This is a genomic window from Lutibacter sp. Hel_I_33_5 (assembly GCF_007827455.1).
GTDB lineage: Bacteria > Bacteroidota > Bacteroidia > Flavobacteriales > Flavobacteriaceae > Polaribacter.
In genome coordinates this window covers 1,934,227-1,957,792 of sequence record NZ_VISM01000001.1, presented here as the reverse complement: position 1 = coordinate 1,957,792, position 23,566 = coordinate 1,934,227, and the positions used below count along the sequence as shown (strand labels likewise).

Sequence of the window (23,566 nt, the reverse complement as noted above, 5' to 3'; positions counted from 1 at the left end):
AAAACGATTATCCTTTTTGTTTAAAATATCCTAATAATTTTTTCACATAACTCTCATCAACTCGGGTGTTAATAGTCCCTGCACCGCTTATTTTAAAGGTTTTTTTAAAATAATCTGTTAATTTTAAAGAGTTAATATGATATTGTTTACGCACAGCTTTTGAAGCTGTATTAATTAATCCAACCTTTCCAGTTTCTGCATCTACCATAGAAACCATTCCTAAATTTGGAATTTCCTCATCACGTTTGTCGTACACTCTAATTCCTGTAATATCATGTTTGTTGGCAACAATTTTAAGCGTACGCTCATAATCATCATCCATAAAATCTGATAGCATAAAAACAATCGCTTTCTTTTTCATCACATTTGATAAAAATTTTAAAGCTTCATCAATATTTGTCTTTCTACTTTTAGGTTTGAATTCTATTAATTCTCTAATAATTCTAAGAACGTGGCTTTTCCCTTTTTTTGGCGGAATGTATAATTCTACATCGTCAGAAAATAAAATCAAACCAACTTTATCATTATTCTGGATTGCAGAAAAAGCTAGCGTTGCAGCAATTTCTGTAACTGTATCTTTTTTAAATTGTGTTGATGTTCCAAAGAATTCTGACCCAGAAATATCTACTAAAAGCATCATGGTTAGTTCACGCTCTTCTTCAAAAACCTTTATATAAGGTTCGTTATAACGCGCAGTAACATTCCAATCGATAGCTCTCACATCATCACCAAATTGATACTGTCGTACTTCAGAAAAAGTCATACCTCTACCTTTGAAAGTAGAATGATATTCTCCTCCAAAAATATGATTAGACAACCTACGTGTCTTAATCTCAATTTTACGAACTTTTTTTAGTAATTCCTTTGTATCCAATGTTTAATCGTTTAATTGGGTATTTGTTTAATTGGGTGTTTATCTGTTTTTCAAACAGTTAAACAATTCCACGATTCAACAATTTTTTATGGTACTTCTACTTCATTTATTATTGAGTTGATAATATCTAAAGAAGAAATATTTTCAGCCTCAGCTTCATAAGTAATTCCAATTCTATGACGTAAAACATCATTTACTATAGCTCTTACATCTTCTGGTATTACATACCCTCTTCGTTTAATAAAAGCATAACATTTTGCAGCTTTTGCTAAAGCAATACTTCCACGAGGAGAAGATCCAAAACTAATTAATGGTTGTAAATCTGGTAAATTATATTTTTCTGGATAACGAGTTGCAAAAACGATGTCAAGAATATATTTTTCTATTTTTTCGTCCATGTAAACTTCGTTTACAATTTTTCTAGCTTTAACAATTTCTTCAATTGATACTACTGGATTTACAGTTGCATATTCTCCTTTTAAATTTTGACGCATAATGATTTGTTCATCTGATAACGATGGATAATCAATTACAGTTTTTAACATAAAACGATCGACTTGCGCTTCAGGTAAAGGATATGTACCTTCTTGTTCTACAGGATTTTGAGTAGCCATTACTAAAAACGGTTCGTCTAATTTAAATGTAGTATCTCCAATGGTTGTTTGACGCTCTTGCATTGCTTCTAATAAAGCTGATTGTACTTTTGCTGGCGCACGATTTATCTCATCTGCTAACACAAAATTTGCAAAAATGGGTCCTTTTTTTATAGAGAAATCATTCTCTTTCATGTTGTAAATCATCGTTCCAACAACATCTGCAGGTAATAAATCTGGCGTAAACTGAATTCTACTAAAACTTCCTTGTACAGCTTTTGATAATGTGTTAATAGCTAACGTTTTTGCAAGCCCAGGTACACCTTCTAGTAAGATATGTCCATTTCCTAATAAACCAATAAGTAATCTTTCTATCATGTCTTTTTGACCTACAATTACCTTATTTATTTCGGTAGTAAGTATGTCTACAAAAGCACTTTCTCTTTCTATTTTTTCATTAATGGCTCTTACATCTACATCCATATTTTAATATATTTATGTGTTAAATTTTTCGAAAAACAAAGCTACAAAACTAACAAAAATATTTTGTTAAAAGAAGGTTAAAGATATCACTGAAAATAGGGGTTTTACAACCTATTTCAGTTAAACTTTGTTAAACTAATTTTTCCTTCATTAAATGATGCAAATGTAAAATGATGAATCCAATCACCAAGATTTATATAGGTGCTGTTTTCTGATAGTTGAATTTCTAGCGGCAAATGCCTATGACCAAATACAAAATAATCGTATTGTTTTTCTTTTAGTTTTTCTTTTGAATATTGAACTAACCACTCATTTTCTTCGCCTAAAAATGTAGCATCTTCGTCTCCAGAAATCAATTTGTTTTTAACGGACATGTATTGTCCTAATTTCATTCCTAAATCTGGATGTAGCCATCTAAACATCCATTGAAAAGGTTTAAAAGTGAATATTTTTTTCATCCTTTTGTATCCATAATCTCCTGGCCCTAAACCATCACCATGACCAATGAATAACTTTTTTCCATCAATCTCAAATTCTTGTGGATTGTGATAAACGGGTATGTTTAATTCTTGCTCAAAATAATCGCGCATCCATAAATCATGATTTCCAACAAAAAAATAAATAGGGATTCCACTGTCTTTAAGTTCTGCTAATTTCCCTAATACTCTTACAAATCCTTTTGGGACTACAGTTTTATATTCAAACCAGAAATCAAATAAATCACCTAATAAAAAAATAGCTTCTGCGTCTTTTTTTATTTCATGTAGCCAAGCAACAAATTTTTGTTCTCTAGGAAAGCTTGCTTCTTGAGTTGGAGCACCTAAATGCTGATCTGAAGCGAAGTAAACTTTAGTGTTTTTTTTGGTAGTAATTTGTATCATTGTTAGAACAAAGAAACGGCTTTAATTGTTAGCTTCCAACTGGAACACTTTTTGTAGCATTTTATCATCTGATTGATTTAAACGATACAAGGCTTCATCACCAAATAACTCTCTACCAATTATTGTTTTTACATGTTTTTTTAGCAATTCCTGTGTTTGATAGGATGGATTAAAATCTTTTAGTGTTGCTAAAAATTTATCTGTAATTTTTTGATTTGTATCAAAATCAGATACAAAACTTTTTATTGAATATTCTTTGAGTTCTGCTCTATTTTTATCGACAAAATTAAATGCAAAATTATTTAATTTATTAAAATAAAATGGAGGTAAATATCCAGTAGTATCAATGGGTACAAAAACATCAGGAATAATTCCACCACCGCCATAAACCACTTTTCCTTTAGGTGTTTTAAACTCTAAATCTTTGTTGGTTTTTATACTGTCTTTATGAATTAATTCGCCGTTTTGTAATCTTTTAAATGATTCATTTTGATACGCATTTGTATTGCCTTTTTCATAAGGTTTTTGAATGGATCTCCCCGTTGGCGTGTAATATCTAGCGGTTGTTAAACGTACCGCAGAACCATCACCTAAATCAATTTCTTCTTGCACCAATCCTTTACCAAAAGAACGGCGACCAATAATAGTTCCTTTGTCGTTATCTTGTAAAGCTCCTGCAACAATTTCTGACGCTGAAGCTGAGTTTTCATCAATTAAAACATATAAACCTCCTTTTTCAAAGTTCCCTTTTGATGTAGCATATGATTTCGAAATTTTTCCTTTATTGTTTTTTGTAAAAACAATCAGTTTATCATCTTCTAAAAACTCATCAACAATATCATTCGCAATATCAATAAATCCGCCACCATTTCCACGTAAATCAAGAACCAAATCAGTCATTCCATTATTTAAAAGAGTAGATAATGAACTTTTAAATTCTTTATATGTGTTACGTGCAAATCGATCAACTTTAATATATCCAATAGTATCATTTAGCATATAGCCAATATCCACACTTTTAATATTTACCTTATTTCTTGTAATATCAACCGTAAATAAACTGTCATTGGTTTTTCTATAAATTTGTAAAGAAACTTTGGTGTCTGGTTTGCCTTTTAAATATTTTGGAATTTTATTGCTGCCATAATTTTTACCGAATAAGGTGTCTTTATTTGCAATTAAAATTCGATCTCCAGCCTTAATTCCAGCTTTTACACTTGGCCCATCTTTTATAGTTTGAATAACTGTTATTGAATCTTTTACCATTCTAAACTGTACACCAATTCCTACAAAATTACCTTGCATATTTTCGGTAACGGCTTGTAAATTTTCTTTGGGAATATATACCGAATGCGGATCTAGTTTTCCTAACATTTGTGTTATTGCTCCATCCAAAAGATTATCAGTATTAATAGTATCTACATAATCTTTTTGAATATAATCTATTAAACGTTTTATCTTAATTTCTTTGGATGATTTTCCTGAAAATGAAAATAATTGTGATGAATTTCCGTTGAAAACTGTTCCGATAAGGATTCCGAAAATTACAGCAATAGATAAATATATTGGTAAATTCTTTTTATTCATTTGGTAAATGGATGATTTCTACACCTGCTTTTTCTAAAAAAGTTACACCCGAAATGTCTTTATATTCTTTGGCATACACCACTCTTTTTATTCCAGATTGATGGATTAATTTACTGCATTGTTTACAGGGTGATAAGGTGATATATAGGGTTGCATTTTTACATGATTGTGTAGATGCTGCAACTTTTAAAATTGCGTTTGCTTCTGCATGTAAAACTTCCCATTTTGTAACTCCTTCATCATCTTCACAACAATTCTCAAAACCAGAAGGTGTGCCATTAAAACCATCAGAAATTATCATTCTGTCTCTAACTATTAAAGCACCAACTTGTTTTCTGCTACAATGTGATAATTTTGCCCATTCATGTGCCATTCTTAAGTAAGCTCTAGCAAATTTGAGTTGTTTTTTATCCATGGAGCTAAAGTAAGGAGTTTTAAAAAAATTGAGCGTTAATTATTTACCAAAATACACGTTCTATCATCATGGGTATAGAAAAGCCAATAACGATAGCTGAGGTTACTAAAATCCAATCTCTTTTACTAACCCTAAAAAGGTTTTGTAATAGGGAGCCTATAATTAAAATAACTAAGACAATAATGATTTGTGAAGCTTCAATTCCGAGAGCAAATTCTATTAATGGTAAAAATTTATCTTCTTCTCTTCCAATCATCATTTTAAAGTAGTTTGAAAAACCTAAACCATGAATCAATCCAAAAAATAATGCAAAAATCAGGTTAATATTCTCTTTTTCTTTTGATGATTTATTACTTCTTAGCACGTTAACAAATCCAGTGATAAAAATGGTTAACGGAATTAGAAATTCAATAATTTTCATCTTAATTGTTAATATTCCGTAAGCGGCAAAAGCTAATGTTATAGAATGTCCAATAGTAAAAAAAGTTACGAGCCATAGTACTTTTTTCCATTGATTGAAATTGTAGACAACCACTAAAACGACTAGGAATAATATATGATCATAAGCTGTAAAGTCTAGCACATGATTGAGTCCCATTTTAAAATATAAAATAAAATCGTCCATTTATTATGAGTTTTTTTAATTTCAAATATATTAAAATCTAAAATTTATTGCTAAGTATCTTTTTAATAAAAATCAGTAAAATAAGAGTAAATTTTTATCGGATTAGAAAACTATTATAAGGCTTGCCGACAAAGTTAAACTTCCCTAGTATTTTTATAAGAGAATAAATTGCAATCAACTCAGCCAACTTCAGAAAAATTAATTTAAACATTAAAGACTATGTTAAGTTACATGACGACAATGAATGAAGAAATTGTTACATCTCATTTTATTGATATTGAATATTTAAAAGGAGATTTTTCGGTTGATGTTTTTAAGCATGATGAAGGAAACGAATGGAAAAAGTGTGGAAAAGGGTTTTCTAATTACTCTATTGAAAATATGTCCATAAGGGAACGAATAGAAGTTGTAAAAGAGAATAAAAACATTATTATTATTAATACTATTTGTTTTAATTCTGATGATAACACCTATACAATGTTAACTTTAGATACTACTTTTGGACTTATAGATACCTATAAAGGAACTTTTAAAAATGAAAAACTAGAACTTAATAATCTTGATTCTGGAATAGAAAGAAAAAATAAAAAAGGAATTAGTTATTCTTTTAAACTAATCTTTAAAAAAATATCTTTTGTACAACACGAAATTCTTATTGGCTATACTAAAGACTCAGGTAAAACTTGGCTTCCTTTTGTTAAGAATGTGTATACTAAAAAGTAAAAAACCAAGATTTTTAATCTTGGTTTTTTAGTACTCAAGGTGGGAATCGAACCCACACTCCCGAAAGAACTGGATTTTGAATCCAGCGCGTCTACCAATTCCGCCACTTGAGCATTTTAGCAATTGGATTGCAAATCTAAAAAATAATTTTAGTTTCTCGGTTATTTTAATCTGTAACTCGTTAATTAATTTTATTTTTGCTCATCGACAAAAAATTAACAAATATTTTTAACACACAACTATATGTCTTTGAATTCATTAACACCAAAATTATTTCCTTGTAGACAAAGTATTAAATTAGCAGAAAAGATTGCTAAAGAATATGGAGCAGAACTAGGAAACGTTAAAATTACACCTTTTAGTGATGGCGAATTTCAACCAGCATTAGAAGAATCTGTTAGAGGACGACGTGTTTTTATTATTGGATCAACCTTTCCAACGGCAGATAATTTAATGGAAATGTTATTAATGTTAGATGCAGCTAAAAGAGCATCAGCAAGACATATTACAGCAGTTATGCCGTATTTTGGTTGGGCAAGACAAGATAGAAAAGATCAGCCAAGAGTTGCTATCGGGGCAAAATTAGTTGCCAATTTATTACAATCTGCAGGTGCAACTAGAATTATGACAATGGATTTACATGCAGATCAGATTCAGGGATTTTTCGAAAAACCAGTAGATCATTTATTCGCGTCTACTATTTTTATGCCGTATATCAAAAGTTTAAATTTAGAAAACTTAACGATTGCTTCGCCAGATATGGGTGGATCTAAAAGAGCATATGCATATTCTAAACATTTACATTCTGATGTTGTAATTTGTTATAAGCAACGTAAAAAAGCCAATGTAATTGGTCATATGGAGTTAATTGGAGATGTAAAAGGTAAGAATGTTATTTTGGTAGATGATATGATTGATACTGGAGGAACGTTAGCAAGAGCAGCAGATTTAATGATGGAAAGAGGTGCTATTTCTGTACGTGCAATTTGTACGCATCCTATCCTTTCTGGAGGAGCCTATGAAAAAATAGAAAACTCAAGTTTAACAGAGTTAATAGTGTCAGATACAATTCCATTAAAAAAGAGTACATCTAAAATAAAAGCAGTATCTTGCGCGCCCTTATTCGCTGATGTTATGCGTAAAGTACAAGATAACACATCGATAAGCGGACAATTTTTAATGTAAAATAATTAATAAAAAAGTAATGAAATCAATTACAATTAAAGGATCACAAAGAGAAAGCGTGGGCAAGGTAGCAACCAAAGCCTTACGTAATGCTGGAAAGGTTCCTTGCGTTTTATACGGAGGAGACAAACCTGTTCACTTTTCAGCTACAGAATTAGCGTTTAAGAACTTGGTATACACTCCAAATGTATATACTGCAAGTCTTGATGTTGATGGAACAAAATATGCTGCAATTTTACAGGATATTCAATTTCACCCAGTAACAGATAAAATTATACATGTAGATTTTTATCAATTATTTGATGATAAAGAAGTAACAATGAACATTCCTGTTCAACTTGTAGGAACATCACCTGGGGTTTTAAATGGAGGTTCTTTACGTTTTCCAAAACGTAAATTAAGAGTAAAAGCATTACCTGGAGATTTACCAGACTTTTTTGAAGCAGATATTTCTGGTTTAAAAATTGGAAGTAAATTTTTAGTAACAGATATTAAAAGTGAAAACTGTACATTCTTACACCCAGACAATACAGTAGTTGTTCAAGTTAGAACATCTCGTAATGCAGCTGAAGATGAAGAATTAGAAGGAGAAGAAGGAGAAGGAACTGAAGCAGCAGCAGAAGGTGCTGAAGCAGCAGCTCCAGCAGCAGAATAAGCATATTCTAAATAAATATATTTTAAAAGCGTTACTATTTTAGTAACGCTTTTTTATTTTAGCAAAACAAACAAACTCAAAATTCTTCCAGATGAACCTTAGTAAATATATTTCTATCAGCTTAATTTGCCTATTATTAAGTAATTGTAAAACAGAAAAAGAAACAAAAGTAAGTAGCGATTGGACGCCAAAAATCTTAAAAACATTTAAAGAAAATGGAACTAAGAGCATACTTCCAGATTATTCTTATGCGGGCTATAATTATGGAGAATCAGCATTACCAAATGGAGATAATTTAAAAACCTATAAGGTAGAAGATTTTGGGGCCATAGCTAATGATGAAAAAGATGATACTAAGGCTGTACAAGCAACAATAAATGAAGCTGGTAAAAACGGAGGCGGAGTCGTTTTATTTCCAAAAGGACGTTTTTTAATTAATTCTGATACAACAAAACAAGACATTATCAGAATCAATTATTCTAATTTAATTTTACGTGGTTCTGGGAAAGATAAAAGTGGAACTATTATTTTTAGCGGAAGTGAGACAACAACATTACATGGAGAAAGTCCATGGTTATCTTCCTTTGTTTTTCATTCTGGATTAAATTTAGATACTAATCAAGATATGTATTCTGTAAGTAAAGAGCCTATCCATTCTAAAATAACTGCAGATGTAAAAAAAGGTGATAAAATCATCAATTTAGAACATACTAAAGAATTAAAATCCGGTGATATTATCATTATCGCCATGAAAAACACAACTGATAAAGGTGATTTAATTAACGAATTAATGTCGCCTTTAAAATTTGAAGAATTTCAAAAATCGTACACCGAAGCTGGGAAAAATAAAATGCCTTCTTTTCAATGGGCAGTTGAAATTGATGAAGTAATAAATGATACTTCAATCCGAATAAAACAACCAGCAAGAAGAGCAATTAAAACACAATTTGAAGCATTTATTTCTAAAATTGAAATGCTAAAAAACATTGGTATAGAAAACTTCCGTTTTGAATCTGCATATAAAGGAGGAGATTATGCGCATCATAAAACTAAAATCCATGATTATGGTTGGGGAGCAATTTGTTTGCAACGTGTTTCACATGGTTGGATTAAAGACATTACTATTGATAATTATACTCAAACTACACATTTAATGAATTCTAGAAACGTTACAATTTCTGATGTAACAATTACTGGTGGAAATGGACATTATGGACCAAAAATGTATAGTTCTTCAGATAACTTGGTAAAAAACATCAATCTAGAAGCAGACAGAACTCATGGACCAGGATTGGAAGGAGCAAGTTTTGGAAATATTTACAAAGACATCAAACAAAAAAATGCGATAGATATTGATTTACATGGAATGGGATCATCAGAATTATGTCCACCGATGTATAATTTATATGAAAATATTTCGATGGTGAAAAGTATTGCTGGTGGAGGAGCAACCTTTAACATTCCGCATGCTGGAGAGTACAACACATTTTGGAATATAGAGATGACAGGTTATGAAGAAAAAGGTTTTAATGAGTTGTTTTATTCATGGATTTGGAAAAACCCGAAGAAGTTTAAAAACGAGTTTCATATCGATTGTCATAAACAATATTTAAGAACAATTATGGTCGGAATTCATCATCCAGAAAAAACACTTTCAATTGAAAATAATACGGAAGATAGAGCAGATGAATGGATTTATGTTGAAGGATTAAATAAGAAAACGAATATGGTGTCTTTATATGATACTCAATTAAAAATGCGTTTAGCATCGAAAAAATAAGTTGTATTAGGTTGAGCGCAGTCAAAACCTAAATTCGTATAAATAATATTATTTTTGCTCTATGAAGTTTTACAAATTCTTTTTGAAGTTATTTGGAATCCATGAAGAAAGCAAAGAAGATCTCATGAAAAAATATTTAATTGTTGGCTTGGGTAACATTGGCGAAAAGTATGAAAATACACGTCATAATATCGGTTTTAAAATTGTTGATGAAGTTGCAGACGAACACAATGTAAATTTTGAAACTGAAAAACTTGGAGACATTGCGCAGTTTAGGTTTAAAGGAAGAACTTTTATCCTATTAAAACCATCTACTTATATGAATTTAAGCGGAAAATCTGTAAAATATTGGATGCAAAAAGAAAAGATTGGGATCGATAATATTCTAATTATTACAGATGATTTAAACATCGATTTTGGCACGATTCGACTAAAAGGAAAAGGTAGTGATGGCGGTCATAATGGATTAAAAGACATTCAAGATAAATTAGCTACTAACAAATACCCGAGATTTCGATTTGGAGTAGGTGGTAATTACTCAAAAGGCAGACAAGTAGATTTTGTTTTAGGAGAATGGAATAAAGAGGAAACGAGTCAATTAATTGAACGACTTCCTACTTCGGCAAAAATTATTACTTCTTTTGGTACTGCAGGTTTAGCTAATACGATGAATACTTTTAACGGTAAATAATTGAAGCTTATTTTCTTTTAAGTGAAATTGCCGTTTTTATATTATTTGAAATCCCACCTTGGGTATTAGTTACATCTTGATTAATACTAACGCCGGTTTCATTAAAAATAAGCGTTTTAAAAACGCCATTAATAAAGTTACCATTACTTTGACTAAAGTTAATTGAGTTTTCAAGTGCATTAATAGCATAGGTACCCGAAGCATTTAATATAATTATTTTTGGACTTGCCTGACCTTTGTCTGGGGTTGGAGTAACAGTAGATGTCGATCTATATTCACCAGTAACAACATATGTTCCGTTAGAATTTATTAAAAAGTCTACTTGAAAAGTATCTCCAGTTTTTTCATTCTTTGAAAGTTCAACAGTAACACCAGCAGCAGAAGTAGCAGATTCTATTTCTTCAATATCAATAGTATTTACACTGTATGTCCCAGCTAAATTATCATTTGATAAGGTAAATGGTAAAGGTTCATTATCATGACTACAGCTTGTTAAAGCAAGAACAAAAAATGCAACTAAAATAAATTTTGATAATTTCATAAGAATATATTTTTCATCAAATATAACTCTTAAAAACAAACGATATTGTTAAAATATGTTAGTTTTTAAGCGAAAAATTATTGATCACTTGCAAACCATTCTGCAAAACTAGTATCCGTTTCTTGTAGTTTAAGAGAAAATAAATTGATGTTTTCAGGTAATCTTTTTTTAATTTTTTTAGCAAAATCGATCACCATCATTTCACTTGTTGGCTGATAATCAACTAAAATAACATGATGCCCTCTGTCTTTTAATTCTTTCGCTAATTCTACATGCGGCGTGTTTTTATTAAACACAGTTGCGTGATCAAACAAATCAACAATTTCTTCTTTTACAATTTTCTTTAAATCAGAAAAATCGATAACCATTCCAAATTTTACATTAGAGTTATCTGTAATAGGCTGACCAGAAACAGTTACTGAAAGTTTGTAAGAATGCCCGTGAACGTTCTTACATTTTCCATCATACCCATACAAAGCATGGCCTGTTTCAAAATTGAATTGTTTGGTAATTCTAATAGTACTCATTATCGTCTATTTCTATTTTTGTTGTAAAAATATACGACTACAAGACCTATTGCTAATCCGATAAATAAATAATCTCCACCCATAATTTTATAATTAATGTAGCAATGCTACTTTTTAAACTTTTCTAATGCTTTTTTTGTGAACTCAGACAATACCAATTTTCCAGAAACTTCTGCTCTTTCAATTAATAAAGAACCCCAATTATCAGTTCCTTTCCACAAAGTTTTTTTCATTTCTGATAAAGCCTCTGGATTGTAAGAAGCTAGTTTTTCTGATAAGATTTCAACTTCTTTATCCAACGTGTTTACATCATCATAAACTTTAGCATATAATCCTTTTTCTTTTGCCCAATAGGCATTTTTCCAATTACTAGCATCTAAAGTTAATTCTGCTAAACCAGCGACTCCAATTTTACGTTCTACCGCAGATGCAATCACAAAAGGACCAATTCCGATGGTTAATTCTGATAATTTTATTGCAGCATTTTCAGATGCTAAAACATAATCGCAAGCTGCTGCTAAACCAACACCACCACCAACTGCTTTTCCATGAACTCTACCAATAATAATTTTAGAACAAGTACGCATTGCATTGATAACATTTGCAAAACCAGAAAAGAATTTTTTCCCTTCTTCTAAGTTAGAAATAGCAATTAATTCATCAAAAGAAGCACCAGCACAAAAAGCTCTTTCTCCTTCTGATTTTAAAACAATAACAGAAATAGCATCATTTTCAGATAACTTATTTAGTTCTTTTGTTAATCGATCTAACAAAATACTAGGGAAAGAATTGCTTGCTGGATGACCAAATTCTACCGTAGCTACTTGTTGCTGAATACTGGTATATAAACTTCCGTTTTGTCTATTTGTGGTCATTGTTGCTATTTTTATCAAAATTACATTTTTTGCGCAAGCGGTAAAAACTTTCTTCTAAATTTATAAATTAAAGGAAAACCTCTTGCTGCAATCCATAAAATAAAGGTAATCCAAATTCCGTATAAATGATACTCTAAAGAATCAAAAAAGAAAACAGAAGGAATAAAAACTAGAAATGTTGCAACTAATAAAAGGTTTCTTAAATACTTCATTTCTCCCATTCCTTTAAAAATAGCATCAAAAATAAAAGTTACCGCACATAAAGGTTGCATTGCTAAAACAATCCAAAAAACGTTGTAAAACTCTCTTAAAACAGTTTCTTCTTTTGTGAAAATTCTACCAATGGCTTCATAACCAATAAATCCTAAAATAGCTAAAATTGTTCCTGTAGCAATTCCGTAAATCAATAATTTATTGCTCAGTTTGACTAATGTATCATACTCTTTTGCACCTAATAATTTTCCTGATAAAATATTTCCTGCGGATGAATATCCATCAATCATAAAAGCTCCTAGAAACCATATGTTTAACCCGATTGTATACGCTGCAATGTATTCGTTTCCATAAGCTGTTGCGAATGATGTTCCGAAATATAAAGCAATATTTAAAGCTAAAGTTCTAATAAATAAATTTGCAACCATGCCTAATAATCGCCTTAATTCTACATTAAGAGGCAATGTGAATTTTAATGAAATTGATGTTTTCTTTAGTAATAAAACTCCAGCAATAATTGCCATCGTAATTTGTGCTAAAACACTTGCGTATGCTGCACCTTCAATATGCATTTCGGGGATATATCCTTCAATTCCATACACTAAAATGACATCTAAAAAGATGTTTAAAATTGCGCCAATAATGGCAATTATCATTGGATAAAAAGTGTTTTGTAATCCTCTAAAAGTTCCGAAAATGGCAAAAACAAATAAGGAAAAAGGAAACCCAAAAATTCTTATTTTATAATAGGTAATAGAAAAATCTAAAATTAATCCTCTTGCGTTATAAAACTGAAAAATTTGTTTTGCAAAAGGATAAGTAATTAATAAAACTAAAAAGCTTGTTGCGACTAAAATTAATGTTGCTTGCGCTGGTAAGGTTTTTACTTCATCCAATTTATTTGCGCCAACATATTGTGAAATTATAGATGATATAGCGCTTCTTATTTGTCCGAAAATCCAAACAAGCATCGAAATAAATGCACCAACAATTCCAACGGCAGCCAAACTTTCGGTAGCATTTGTATCAATATTCCCAACAATTGCAGTATCAGTAATAGAAAGTATAGGTTCTGCAATACCAGCAATTAATGCAGGCATCGCTAACTTATTTATACTCTTAAAACTAATATCTGTTTTCAAACTATTTTGCAAAATGTAAAGTTACTCGCTTTCATTTAAAAAAAACGTAACTTTGTACCACAAAAAATTAAAGAAATGAAACATATTTTAGTTCCTATTGGATCCTCAGAAAACGCAGTAAGCACCTTGCAATACGCTATTGATTTTGCTGCAGAATTTAATGCAGATGTTTTTGTTTTTAGAGCCTATAATGTGCAAACAAAAGCAGGAACTATTATAAATGTTGATAGTATTATTGAACGTGAAACGAACTTGTATTTACGTACAATTGTAAAATCTGTAGACACAAAAAAGGTAGCTGTAAAATTAATTGCTGCTAAAGGAAGTGTAATTGATAGTATTAATGCGGTTCATAAAGAATTAACGATTGATTTAATAGTTACAGGACCAAAAAGTAATTCGATTAAGGAAGAGGTGTTTTTAGGAAATACTTCTGGAAGTATTGTAAAGCAGACAGAAATTCCTGTTTTAGTAGTTCCTCATGGATTTACTTTTTCGCCAGTAAAAAGAGTGTTAACTGCTTTTAAATCTGGGATTATTAATAAAAGTAAAGTTTTAAGTCCTCTTAAAGATATTAAAGATACATTTAAAGCTGATGTGAATTTATTATTAGTAAAAACACCTTCTTATACAGAAGAAGATTTAGAAATTAATGAAAACTTAAAATCGTTAGAAAACAAGCTAACGGTTTCAGAAAATGCGACAACATTCCAGGGAGTTTTAGAACATTTTAGATCTAACAATCCAGATATGTTATGTGTATTTAGACGTAAACGAGGCTTCTTTAAAAAATTATGGGAAAAGAATACAATTTTAAAATCTGAATTTTATTGTACTATTCCTTTGTTAGTTTTAAGTGGGCAAGAGTAAGTTAAAAAGCCAATTCTAAAGGTTCCTTAAACGATATTTCTGGATTGTAGATTTCTAAAATCAATGATTTTATTTCCTCCATAAATTCATCTAATTTTTCTTGTGTAATTAAATTATCTGGAGTTCTATAGTTTGAAGAAAAATTCATTTTTAAAAAGCCGCTTTTTAAGTTTTTAAAAGAAATAATTCCAGCTTCTAACGGTGTATTAAAATCGTAGTTTTCGTTTTGAGTATATAAAAAAGCATACAGCAATACTTGTATCGATTTATTATATTTATAATCTTGAATACTCGTAAAGTCAGTGATTTTTAAATCAGACGCTTTTACCATTCCTGTTTTATAATCAATAATTCTGGTAACGCCATTCAATTCGTCAATTCTATCTACTTGCCCATGAATTTTTATTGGAAAATCAATTCCGTCAATAGAAATATCCGTTTTTAAATTTTGTTCAGTCGCAATAATTTTAAGTGTATTTTTTTCATCTTTTAAAATTGCTGATTCTTGTTTTAAAAAGTTTACAACAAATCGATTTGCTACTTCAAAAATCAATCTATTTTTACCTGTTTTTAAATCGCCATTTTTAAATTGAATTGCAAAATGTTTTTCAACCAAATTTTTGACCTTTTTTTGCATTGCAGACACATCATCAAAAGTTAAAAATCGCCCAATAAAAGGTTTGTATAATTCCTCTAACGTTTCATGAACTACGGTTCCCATTGTATTTACTGCAACCGTTTCTTCAACATCCTCAAACTCTTTAATTTTTAAAATTTTCTGTTTGTAAAAAGCAATTGGATTATATAAATAATTGGTAATTGCTGATGGAGAAAGTCCTTTTTCTGCTAATTCTTTTAGTCGATTTGATACTTCTTCATTCTTTTTAAATTCTTTTAAATCTATAGATGATGATACTACTTTTGGACTCACAATTTTCTGATCAATATGAATATTCATCATTTCTAATTGTGTGATAAATCTACTTTTTTCACCGCCACCAAAAGCATCATTTTCGGTATTATATAAAATGAAAATGTTTTTAGCCCTTTGTATCAACCTAAAAAAATGATACGAAAAGATTGCATCTTTTTCTCGATAAGTCGGTAAATTAAATTCTGTTTTTACATCAAAAGGGATAAAAGAATTTTGCTTACTATTTGCAGGTAAAATTCCTTCGTTTACAGAGGTAATAATTACGTTTTCAAAATCTAAAACACGTGTTTCTAACATTCCCATTAATTGTAAACCTTGTAATGGTTCTCCTTGAAAAGACAAACTTTCCGACTGAATTAATTGTATAAAAAATTGATGTAAGGTCTTTAAATCTTGGATAAAATGAAACTCTGAATGCAAATTTTGTAATTGTCTAAATGCCGTATAAAAACGGTACAAATACTCCTTTTCTAAATCGGTCGTATTTTCTTTTATAAGGTTGATTAGGTTAATAATTCTCTCTAAAAAATCAGAAATTCCGTTGAAGGGATTAAAAATCGATAATAAAACTTCTTTATTTGTCAGTTTTTTACTGATGGATTCAATAGTTTCCACATCAACAAACATTGAGTTCCGAGCTATAATAGTTTTATCTAAAATTACATCAATAGCAATATTTTGTTCAGAAAATAATTTATAAATATTAGCATGTTTTATAAATCGCAGAACATCTTTATAATAGAATTGATTTGATGCTGATTTCTGTAATTTATCTTGAGTTAAAAACAACTGAAAAACAGCAAAGATTAAATTACTTGTCGGAATATCTTTTAACGGATATCCCATCGTAATATTAATCGCTTCTACATTTTTTGGCAAAGAATTTAAGGTGATTGGTAATAAAGTTTCATCTGCTAAAACCAATGCAGTATTATTATGATTAGAGAAGTTTTGTAAGATTTCTCCCGAATGTTTTACTTGTGTAATATTTTTTGATGCGCCAATTACCTGAATATTTTTTGGAGTTGAAAAATTATTTCCAACTATTTTCAACGCATTCTTTTCATAATATTTCCACTTACTTTTATATTTTCTTATAAAATTTCCTGCTTGATGATTTGACTTTAAAAATGAGATATCAATATCCCAATAAACTTGAGATTTTCCTGTTTCTAAAAACCGTTGAAATAAGAATTCTTCTGATTTATTTAATGCGTTAAATCCTATAAAAAAGAATTTTTTATGTATGTTTTTTTCAATAAAACCTGCTACTTTATTCGTTGCTTCTCTATATAAAACTCCTTGATATCCTTTTTTGTTATTGATTAAAAATTGATAAAAAGCAGTATAATATTCACCTAGTTTTTCCATAAAAGAATAGTGATCTTTCATGAGTTCGGTTTCTTTAAAAGTTCCTTTTACAGACCATTTTCTTAAGCGCTCAATATCTCTTAAATAGATAAATATTTCTTTAGAATTAATTAAATGTTGATCTACTTCATTAAAATCTTGTAACACTGTAATAGCCCATGAAGAAAAAACATCAAAAGAATCTGGTTTGCCCTCTATCTCTTTATAAATAGCATAAAAATGAAATAATAATTGAATCGAATCAATTTTTTTGATTTCAGAAATCTCACTAACAAATTGCTCAATATTTAAAATCTGAGGTAAAAAACCTGTCGAAATTTTATCTTTTAAGGTGTTTTTTACAAAAACTCCTGCACGTTGTGATGGCAAAACAAAAACCACATTTTCAAAAGAAGTTGTACTTTTTAAAATATCATCTAAAGTTTCTGAAATAAAAGATTGCATATAAACTTGTCTTTCCCATAAAAATGGAAATCTATTAAATTAGCGTAATTGGATTCCTGCCTTCGCAGGAATGACAGCGAAGAGACATTTTTTATTGTACCAATGTACAATATTTATCTTATTTTTGAGAAACTCATTTATGCTAAATAACATACTTTGAAATCTAAATCTACTTTAGAAATTGCACTTATTCAATCTGATTTGATTTGGGAAAATCCTTCTGAAAACAGAAAAGTTTTTGAAGAGAAAATTAATACGATTTCTTCTTCTATTGATTTAATTATTCTGCCCGAAATGTTTGCTACAGGTTTTACTATGAATGCAGAAAATGTTGCTGAAACTATGAATGGAAAGACTGTTTTGTGGATGCAAAAAATTGCGCAACAAAAACATACAGCTATAACTGGAAGTTTAATTATTGAAGAAGAATCTAAATTCTATAACCGTCTATTGTTTGTGTTTCCTTCAGGAAAAATTGAATTTTACGATAAGAAACACACCTTTACTTTAGCTGGTGAAAACAAAGTATTTACTGCAGGAAAAAATCATACTATTATTGATTATAAAGAATGGAAAATTAATCCACTAATTTGTTATGATTTGCGCTTTCCTGTTTGGGCAAGAAATACTCAAAACTACGATTTGTTATTGTATGTTGCAAGTTGGCCAAAACCAAGAATTAATGCTTGGGACACGTTATTAAAAGCACGTGCTATTGAAAATATGTCTTATACAATTGGCGTTAACCGTGTTGGTAAAGATGCTAATAATTACGAATATTCAGGGCATTCTGCTTGTTACGATTCTTTAGGAAAAGAACTATGTTTCAACAAAAATAACGAAACTGTTTTATTAGTTTCTTTAGATAAAGAAAGTCAAAATAACACTCGAAAAAGATTTCGATTTTTAGATGATAAAGATAATTTTGAATTCCTTTAAACGTCGTATAAATTGTAGCTACGAATCTTTAATAAAAATATGAGAAACTAAAACAAGTTTAGTTTGACAAAGAAAAAAGTTGTTTAGGCTGGAATCATCCATTTAAAATTAAACTTTGTATCAGGAATTACAATTCGCTCTGTAATTCTATACATTCTTTCTGGTAATTTCATCAAATAATCTCTAGCCTTTTCTGCTTCTGGAGTTAAATTTGTAATCTTATCAATCTCCCAACTCTCTGTTAGTTTTTTAAGAATATCTACATAATCGTATCCTGTGTATACACCAACTCTTTGAGCAACCGCAGAGAAATCATCAAATAAACTTCCTTTAGCTCCAAAAGACTCTCTTAAATGCATTGCTGGCATTACAATCTTGTACTTCATCATGTGCTGAAAAGCCAACATCATTTCTGAAGGATCTATTTTAAAAATTTCCTTTACAAATCGTGTATATGCAACATGATGACGCATTTCATCACCTGCAATAATTTTAGACATTTTTGCCAAGGCTTTATGTCCTTTTTTACGTGCAATTTTAGCTACATTATTGTGAGAAATATAGGTTGCTAATTCTTGAAAACTAGTATATACAAAGTTTTTATATGGATCTGTAGAAGTTCCAATATCAAAACCATCAGCAATTAAATGTTGCGTAGAAATTTCTACTTCACGCATATTTACTCTTCCAGATAAATACAAGTATTTGTTTAAAGTATCACCATGTCTATTTTCTTCTGCTGTCCAAGAACGCACCCATTTTGCCCATCCATTATCAGGGTCTTGATGAACTCCGTCTAAATCTAATAACCAAGATTCATAGGTTGGTAAAGCTTCTTCTGTAATGGTATCCCCCACTAAAACTACCCAAAAATCGTCGTCTAATTCTTTAGAAAGTTCTCTAATTTCTTCAACTTCACTAATAAAAGTATCTTTTTGAGAATTGGGTAAAAAATCTGTTGGTTGCCAAATTTTTTCTGCGGGAATTAAAAATTCATCTACAAAACTATCAATATTTTTTTCTAGTGTTTGCATTACTTCCTTTCGGATGTTTTTTATAGACATGCTATTATTTTATACTGTTGGTTATAGTAGTTTCTACTTTTTTTAATAATTCATCAAAAGGTAAAGAGTTTGCTTGTATTGGTTGATGTGTTTCAATTTTTATTGAAGCTCCAATTCCTAAGGGAAACTTTCCGTATTTATACACTTTCCAAGAATTATTGATGGTCAAAGGTACAATAAAAGCTTCAGGATTGTATTTAAGAAGCATTTTTAATCCGTTTGGGGAAAAAGTCTTAGGTTTTCCTGTTTTACTTCTTGTTCCTTCTGGAAAAATAACTCCAGACCATTTATTTTTATTGATGTTTTTTGCGAATTTACCTAATTCTAACAATGCTTGTTTAGAATCTTTTCTATTGATTAAAGCTGCTCCACCTTTTCTTAAATTATAAGATACACTAGGTATTCCTTTGGCCAATTCTATTTTAGATACAAATTTTGGATTATGTTTTCTTAGATGCCAAATAATTGGAGGAATATCGAACATACTTTGATGGTTTGAAACAAAGATGTTATTTGTGTCTTTCGGAATGTCGTATTCGTTTTTAAAATATACTGGCACACATAAAATAAGTAAGGATTTTACCAAGAACCAATTCATAATATTTACTATCTTTTGATGTCCTTTTTGACCAAATAGAGTATATGCTATCCATTGAATTGGATGAAAAAAGAGTAATAGTAAAAAAAACACCAATGCAAAGATTGGTGAGAGTATATAACTTAAAATTTTCATGATTTAAAACCAGTTACTCCAAGGTATTCTTGATAAAACTATTAATAAAGCTAATCCATAAAAAATTGTAAATGTCTTAAATTTAGATTCGCTTTTTACTTGTTTCTTATGTTTAGACCAGCCTATAGTCAATAAAACTATAGCTATAATCATCATTAAAGGATGTTCTAATGCTAATAATCTTGCTTCAGCAACTTTCATAGTTTCTCCAAAGTTTTGATACCTTCCTTCAATAATATATAATATCAATCCTAAAACAAACATGATATGCATTGTAATTAAAGAAAAGAGCCCTAATCTAAAGTCTTTATGAGTAAATTCTTTCTTTTTAGCTAATCCAATGATTGCATTTATTACTGCATAAATTAATACTGCTAAAACAACATATGCCCAGTATGAGTGTAACGTTTTCATCATAATTAGTTAGTTTTTAATTTTTTGGTAAAGTTACAGAATTTATAAATAAAAAAACCACCTCATTTGAGGTGGTTTTTAAATGTTTATTTTGACTAGTAATTAGAATCTATATCTAACACTAAAGTTCCAAGTTCTACCTAAACCAAAATAACCTTGGTTAGCAGTGTCTATTCCGTTCCAATCTGTACCATCTGCATTTGTATCTCCAGCAACAATATTGGTTCTTAAATCTGATAAATACACTTCGTTAAAAGCATTATTCATATTTAATCTGAAGTTTAACGATTTGTTATCTTCTCCAATTTTTAATCTATAAGAAGCTCCTATATCAACAATATCATAAGAAGGTAACTCTAAGTTGGTTTTTACAGGACCAACATCAGCATATAAACCATTGTAATATCTCCAATCTATATCTGCAGAGAAATCTTGTGTAAAGTTATAATCTAACCCAAGACCCAATGTAAATTGAGCAGCATCACCTACTTTTCCTCCATCTACATCAACTGGAGTTTCAGAGATAATATTTTGATCTTCGTCTTGTACTCTACTAATTGCAGAGCCTTTATATTGCCAATCTCCTATTGAAGTAAAACCTTTTAATCTTAATTGATCATTTAATAAACGTGTACTAAAATCAATTTCTATACCTTGATGTAATTGTTCAACTCCAAAACCTAAAGTATTCTGTATTAAACCACCTACAAAATTAGATGAATTTGTAACTCTATTTTTCCAAGATGTTCTATATAGATTCACATTAGATCTAAAGTTACTAGAAGAGTATGTGTAACCTGCTTCAAGACTTAAAATCTTTTCATTTTCACTAAAAGGATTTATTTGATTATTAAAAGCAGGGAAAATATTATCATGATAAGGCTGACGAGAATAAAAACCAGCATTAGCAAATACTTTACTATTTTCGTTTACGTTATACCCGATACCACCTTTAGCATTATACCCAACATTAGAAATTTTTTCTGAAGTAACTCCATCTTCAATTCCAGCTGGTAAAGCACCAGTAGCTTGAGTAGAAGTACCATCGATTAACGTTTGATCAGCATATTGATAGTAATCAAATCTTTGGTGACGTTGTTGAGATAAAGATCCCTGGAAGAATGTAGAAAAATCTTCTGTTGCATATTCTAATTGTGCAAAAATACCACCATAAGATATTCTCTCATCATTACTATATGCTATTTTATCTTTTTGCTCAAAATCAGCAAATAATGCATCCCAAGGGTTTGCTTGCATACTTCTAGTTGTAGTAACTTGTTTGTGAGTACCAAAACTTCCATACGTTTGATGATTATTATTTTGATCTCTTAAACGAATATTTTCTTTCCATGAAGTTAAACCATGAAAATCTTCAACAACTCTAAAGTGCTCTCCGTAATATGTTCTAAGGTCTAAACCTACATTAAATACTAGGTTATCGTTTATTTTAGTTTCTAAATTAGAAACAACTCCATACCAACTATGTAAATTCATAGAAGCTCTAGTAATATATGTATCATTACCAAAGTTAATTCCTAAACCGTCAGTAGCTTTTGCATTTTTATTATAAATAGCACTATAATCTATATATCCATCTGCAGTTCTTTCTCTTCTACCACGACCACCAGTTCCGCCTCCACGACCCCAAGAACCATAAAGCACAGTAGATAAATTAGTGTCATCACTAATTTTAAAGTCCCAGTTAAGGTTCATTACTGGTTTATGATAGAAATTTCTTCTTTCTGTTAAATACTCACCTTGATAAGTACCCCAGTTATTATTATATTTTCTACCATATTGTAGATACGTTGAAATATTTTTAGAAAAGTTTTGATCGTGCCATTGTGGAGCACCAGTAATTAAAAAGTTAAAGTTATGTGTTTCGTTTGGCGTATACCCAAAAGAGATAAAATAAGTTTGACCTTGTCCTTTAGTTCCTTCATTATACCCTTCACCTTGCCAGTGAGAAAACATTACTGAAGTACCAAAACCTTTTTCAGATTTACCTGTACTATAAAATAACGTAGATTTAAAATAACTATCGTTAGCAACACCTCCATAAAAATAACCACCTTTTCTTTTATCGGTAGTTTTAGTAACAAAGTTAGTTGTACCTCCAACAGAAGATATCGCTAATTTTGAAGCACCTAATCCTCTTTGAATTTGAATTGCACTTGCAATATCATTAATACCAGACCAGTTAGACCAGTACATTTTACCGTCTTCCATACCATTAATAGGTTGTCCATTTAAAAGGTAAGCAGTGTTGTCTTGTTCAAAACCACGAACTGCCATTCTTGAATCACCGTAACCTCCAGCTTGACCCGCAACATATACAGAAGGAGTATTAACTAAAGTCATAGTAACATCTTGTGTACCTATTTTCTTTTGTATTTCAGCAGCTTTTATTGTTGATACAGCTACAGGAGTTTTTCTCCCACCTGCTAAATCAATTACACCTTTTCCAACAACAACTACTTCTTCTAATAAGTTACCGTCTTCAGCAAGCGTAATGTTTCCTAATTTTGTTTTTGATGAAGAAAAACTAACTTCAATAGATTTGTAACCCACAAAAGAAACAACAATTGTTCCAGAATCTGATTCGGTAGTCAGTGTAAAAACACCATTAAAATCAGCAGAGGTACCATTAGAAGTTCCTTTTTCTACTACACTAGCACTAGGTAAAGGCTCTCCAGTTTCGTCTACAACTGTACCAGACACTTTAGTTTGTCCTAAGACCATAGCTGATGTAAAAAACAACGCTACGAATAATAAGTTTTTAAGATTTTTCATGTTATATTATTTGAATTAATTGCACTGCAAAAGTCCTGCTTTCATACAGTTCTAATGTTAATTTAATGTTAACTTTTAACATTGATTTATGATATGTAAATTATCAAAATTGTAAGTATAATTTTGATTTTTAGGCTTTTAAATATTAACAGAGTTGTTAACAAAAAAGAAAATCACAGTTAATATTTTAACCATGTTTTACAAAAACTACTTT

Annotated in this window: 22 protein-coding genes and 1 tRNA gene; 7 read left to right on the top strand and 16 right to left on the bottom strand. The window is 30.1% G+C overall.

Annotated elements, in window-relative coordinates:
- Nucleotides 1-7: 7 nt before the first annotated feature.
- The 6 genes from OD91_RS08725 to OD91_RS08700 all read right to left on the bottom strand — a co-directional run bounded on the left by OD91_RS08725 (nt 8) and on the right by OD91_RS08700 (nt 5,458).
- A complete protein-coding gene (locus OD91_RS08725) occupies nt 8-874 on the bottom strand; it encodes a DUF58 domain-containing protein (protein WP_144896004.1) in 867 nt (288 codons plus the stop codon).
- An 86-nt stretch (nt 875-960) separates the two neighbouring features.
- Complete coding sequence (locus tag OD91_RS08720) at nt 961-1,950, bottom strand: MoxR family ATPase (RefSeq protein ID WP_144896003.1); 990 nt, start codon at nt 1,948-1,950, stop codon at nt 961-963.
- Nucleotides 1,951-2,066: 116 nt separating this feature from the next.
- A complete protein-coding gene (locus OD91_RS08715; protein ID WP_144896002.1) occupies nt 2,067-2,831 on the bottom strand; it encodes a UDP-2,3-diacylglucosamine diphosphatase in 765 nt (254 codons plus the stop codon).
- 21 nt (nt 2,832-2,852) lie between these two features.
- Nucleotides 2,853-4,418: a S41 family peptidase gene (locus OD91_RS08710; protein ID WP_144896001.1), complete on the bottom strand. Its 1,566-nt coding sequence runs from the start codon at nt 4,416-4,418 to the stop codon at nt 2,853-2,855.
- The gene (locus tag OD91_RS08705) at nt 4,411-4,833 is read right to left on the bottom strand and encodes a dCMP deaminase family protein (RefSeq protein ID WP_144896000.1); all 423 of its coding nucleotides are present in this window, start codon (nt 4,831-4,833) and stop codon (nt 4,411-4,413) included. The genes OD91_RS08710 and OD91_RS08705 overlap by 8 nt, the downstream gene beginning before the upstream one ends.
- A gap of 43 nt (nt 4,834-4,876) precedes the next feature.
- Nucleotides 4,877-5,458: a HupE/UreJ family protein gene (locus tag OD91_RS08700; RefSeq protein ID WP_144895999.1), complete on the bottom strand. Its 582-nt coding sequence runs from the start codon at nt 5,456-5,458 to the stop codon at nt 4,877-4,879.
- Nucleotides 5,459-5,698: 240 nt separating this feature from the next.
- On the opposite strand from OD91_RS08700, the gene OD91_RS08695 reads away from it, so the two are divergent.
- Nucleotides 5,699-6,181 (top strand): hypothetical protein, encoded by a 483-nt coding sequence (locus tag OD91_RS08695; RefSeq protein ID WP_222428675.1) that lies wholly within the window; start codon nt 5,699-5,701, stop codon nt 6,179-6,181.
- Nucleotides 6,182-6,212: 31 nt separating this feature from the next.
- Here OD91_RS08695 and OD91_RS08690 read toward each other — a convergent pair.
- Nucleotides 6,213-6,294 (bottom strand) — tRNA-Leu (locus tag OD91_RS08690).
- Nucleotides 6,295-6,424: 130 nt separating this feature from the next.
- Between OD91_RS08690 and OD91_RS08685 the strand changes: the two genes are divergently transcribed.
- The 4 genes from OD91_RS08685 to pth all read left to right on the top strand — a co-directional run bounded on the left by OD91_RS08685 (nt 6,425) and on the right by pth (nt 10,492).
- On the top strand, nt 6,425-7,366 hold the full coding sequence (locus tag OD91_RS08685; protein WP_144895997.1) for a ribose-phosphate pyrophosphokinase: 942 nt from the start codon (nt 6,425-6,427) through the stop codon (nt 7,364-7,366).
- Between the two features lie 19 nt (nt 7,367-7,385).
- A complete protein-coding gene (locus tag OD91_RS08680) occupies nt 7,386-8,021 on the top strand; it encodes a 50S ribosomal protein L25/general stress protein Ctc (protein WP_144895996.1) in 636 nt (211 codons plus the stop codon).
- 91 nt (nt 8,022-8,112) lie between these two features.
- Nucleotides 8,113-9,801: a glycosyl hydrolase family 28-related protein gene (locus OD91_RS08675; RefSeq protein ID WP_144895995.1), complete on the top strand. Its 1,689-nt coding sequence runs from the start codon at nt 8,113-8,115 to the stop codon at nt 9,799-9,801.
- Nucleotides 9,802-9,925: 124 nt separating this feature from the next.
- A complete protein-coding gene (pth, locus tag OD91_RS08670; RefSeq protein ID WP_186434429.1) occupies nt 9,926-10,492 on the top strand; it encodes an aminoacyl-tRNA hydrolase in 567 nt (188 codons plus the stop codon).
- A gap of 7 nt (nt 10,493-10,499) precedes the next feature.
- Here pth and OD91_RS08665 read toward each other — a convergent pair whose 3' ends face one another.
- The 4 genes from OD91_RS08665 to OD91_RS08650 form a co-directional block, all read right to left on the bottom strand.
- Entirely contained in the window at nt 10,500-11,033 is a 534-nt protein-coding gene (locus tag OD91_RS08665; protein WP_144895993.1) for a hypothetical protein, read from the bottom strand.
- Nucleotides 11,034-11,110: 77 nt separating this feature from the next.
- Nucleotides 11,111-11,560 carry a 6-carboxytetrahydropterin synthase gene (locus OD91_RS08660; RefSeq protein WP_144895992.1) on the bottom strand — a complete coding sequence of 150 codons (450 nt, stop codon included), beginning with the start codon at nt 11,558-11,560 and terminating at the stop codon, nt 11,111-11,113.
- A gap of 107 nt (nt 11,561-11,667) precedes the next feature.
- On the bottom strand, nt 11,668-12,435 hold the full coding sequence (locus tag OD91_RS08655) for an enoyl-CoA hydratase/isomerase family protein (RefSeq protein ID WP_144896948.1): 768 nt from the start codon (nt 12,433-12,435) through the stop codon (nt 11,668-11,670).
- A 20-nt stretch (nt 12,436-12,455) separates the two neighbouring features.
- The gene (locus tag OD91_RS08650; protein ID WP_144895991.1) at nt 12,456-13,790 is read right to left on the bottom strand and encodes an MATE family efflux transporter; all 1,335 of its coding nucleotides are present in this window, start codon (nt 13,788-13,790) and stop codon (nt 12,456-12,458) included.
- A 75-nt stretch (nt 13,791-13,865) separates the two neighbouring features.
- Between OD91_RS08650 and OD91_RS08645 the strand changes: the two genes are divergently transcribed.
- A complete protein-coding gene (locus OD91_RS08645) occupies nt 13,866-14,660 on the top strand; it encodes a universal stress protein (protein WP_144895990.1) in 795 nt (264 codons plus the stop codon).
- Between the two features lies 1 nt (nt 14,661).
- Here OD91_RS08645 and OD91_RS08640 read toward each other — a convergent pair whose 3' ends face one another.
- Entirely contained in the window at nt 14,662-17,409 is a 2,748-nt protein-coding gene (locus tag OD91_RS08640) for a PD-(D/E)XK nuclease family protein (RefSeq protein WP_144895989.1), read from the bottom strand.
- Nucleotides 17,410-17,565: 156 nt separating this feature from the next.
- On the opposite strand from OD91_RS08640, the gene OD91_RS08635 reads away from it, so the two are divergent.
- Nucleotides 17,566-18,348, top strand: coding sequence for an amidohydrolase (locus OD91_RS08635; protein ID WP_144895988.1), 783 nt, complete (start codon nt 17,566-17,568; stop codon nt 18,346-18,348).
- A gap of 83 nt (nt 18,349-18,431) precedes the next feature.
- Here the strand turns inward: OD91_RS08635 and OD91_RS08630 are convergent, their stop codons facing one another.
- From OD91_RS08630 to OD91_RS08615, 4 genes are all read right to left on the bottom strand, one after another.
- Nucleotides 18,432-19,412, bottom strand: coding sequence for an acyl-ACP desaturase (locus OD91_RS08630; RefSeq protein WP_144895987.1), 981 nt, complete (start codon nt 19,410-19,412; stop codon nt 18,432-18,434).
- A gap of 4 nt (nt 19,413-19,416) precedes the next feature.
- On the bottom strand, nt 19,417-20,145 hold the full coding sequence (locus OD91_RS08625; RefSeq protein ID WP_144895986.1) for a 1-acyl-sn-glycerol-3-phosphate acyltransferase: 729 nt from the start codon (nt 20,143-20,145) through the stop codon (nt 19,417-19,419).
- A gap of 3 nt (nt 20,146-20,148) precedes the next feature.
- On the bottom strand, nt 20,149-20,559 hold the full coding sequence (locus OD91_RS08620) for a hypothetical protein (RefSeq protein WP_144896947.1): 411 nt from the start codon (nt 20,557-20,559) through the stop codon (nt 20,149-20,151).
- Nucleotides 20,560-20,661: 102 nt separating this feature from the next.
- Nucleotides 20,662-23,352: a TonB-dependent receptor gene (locus tag OD91_RS08615; RefSeq protein ID WP_144895985.1), complete on the bottom strand. Its 2,691-nt coding sequence runs from the start codon at nt 23,350-23,352 to the stop codon at nt 20,662-20,664.
- Between the last annotated feature and the right edge of the window lie 214 nt (nt 23,353-23,566).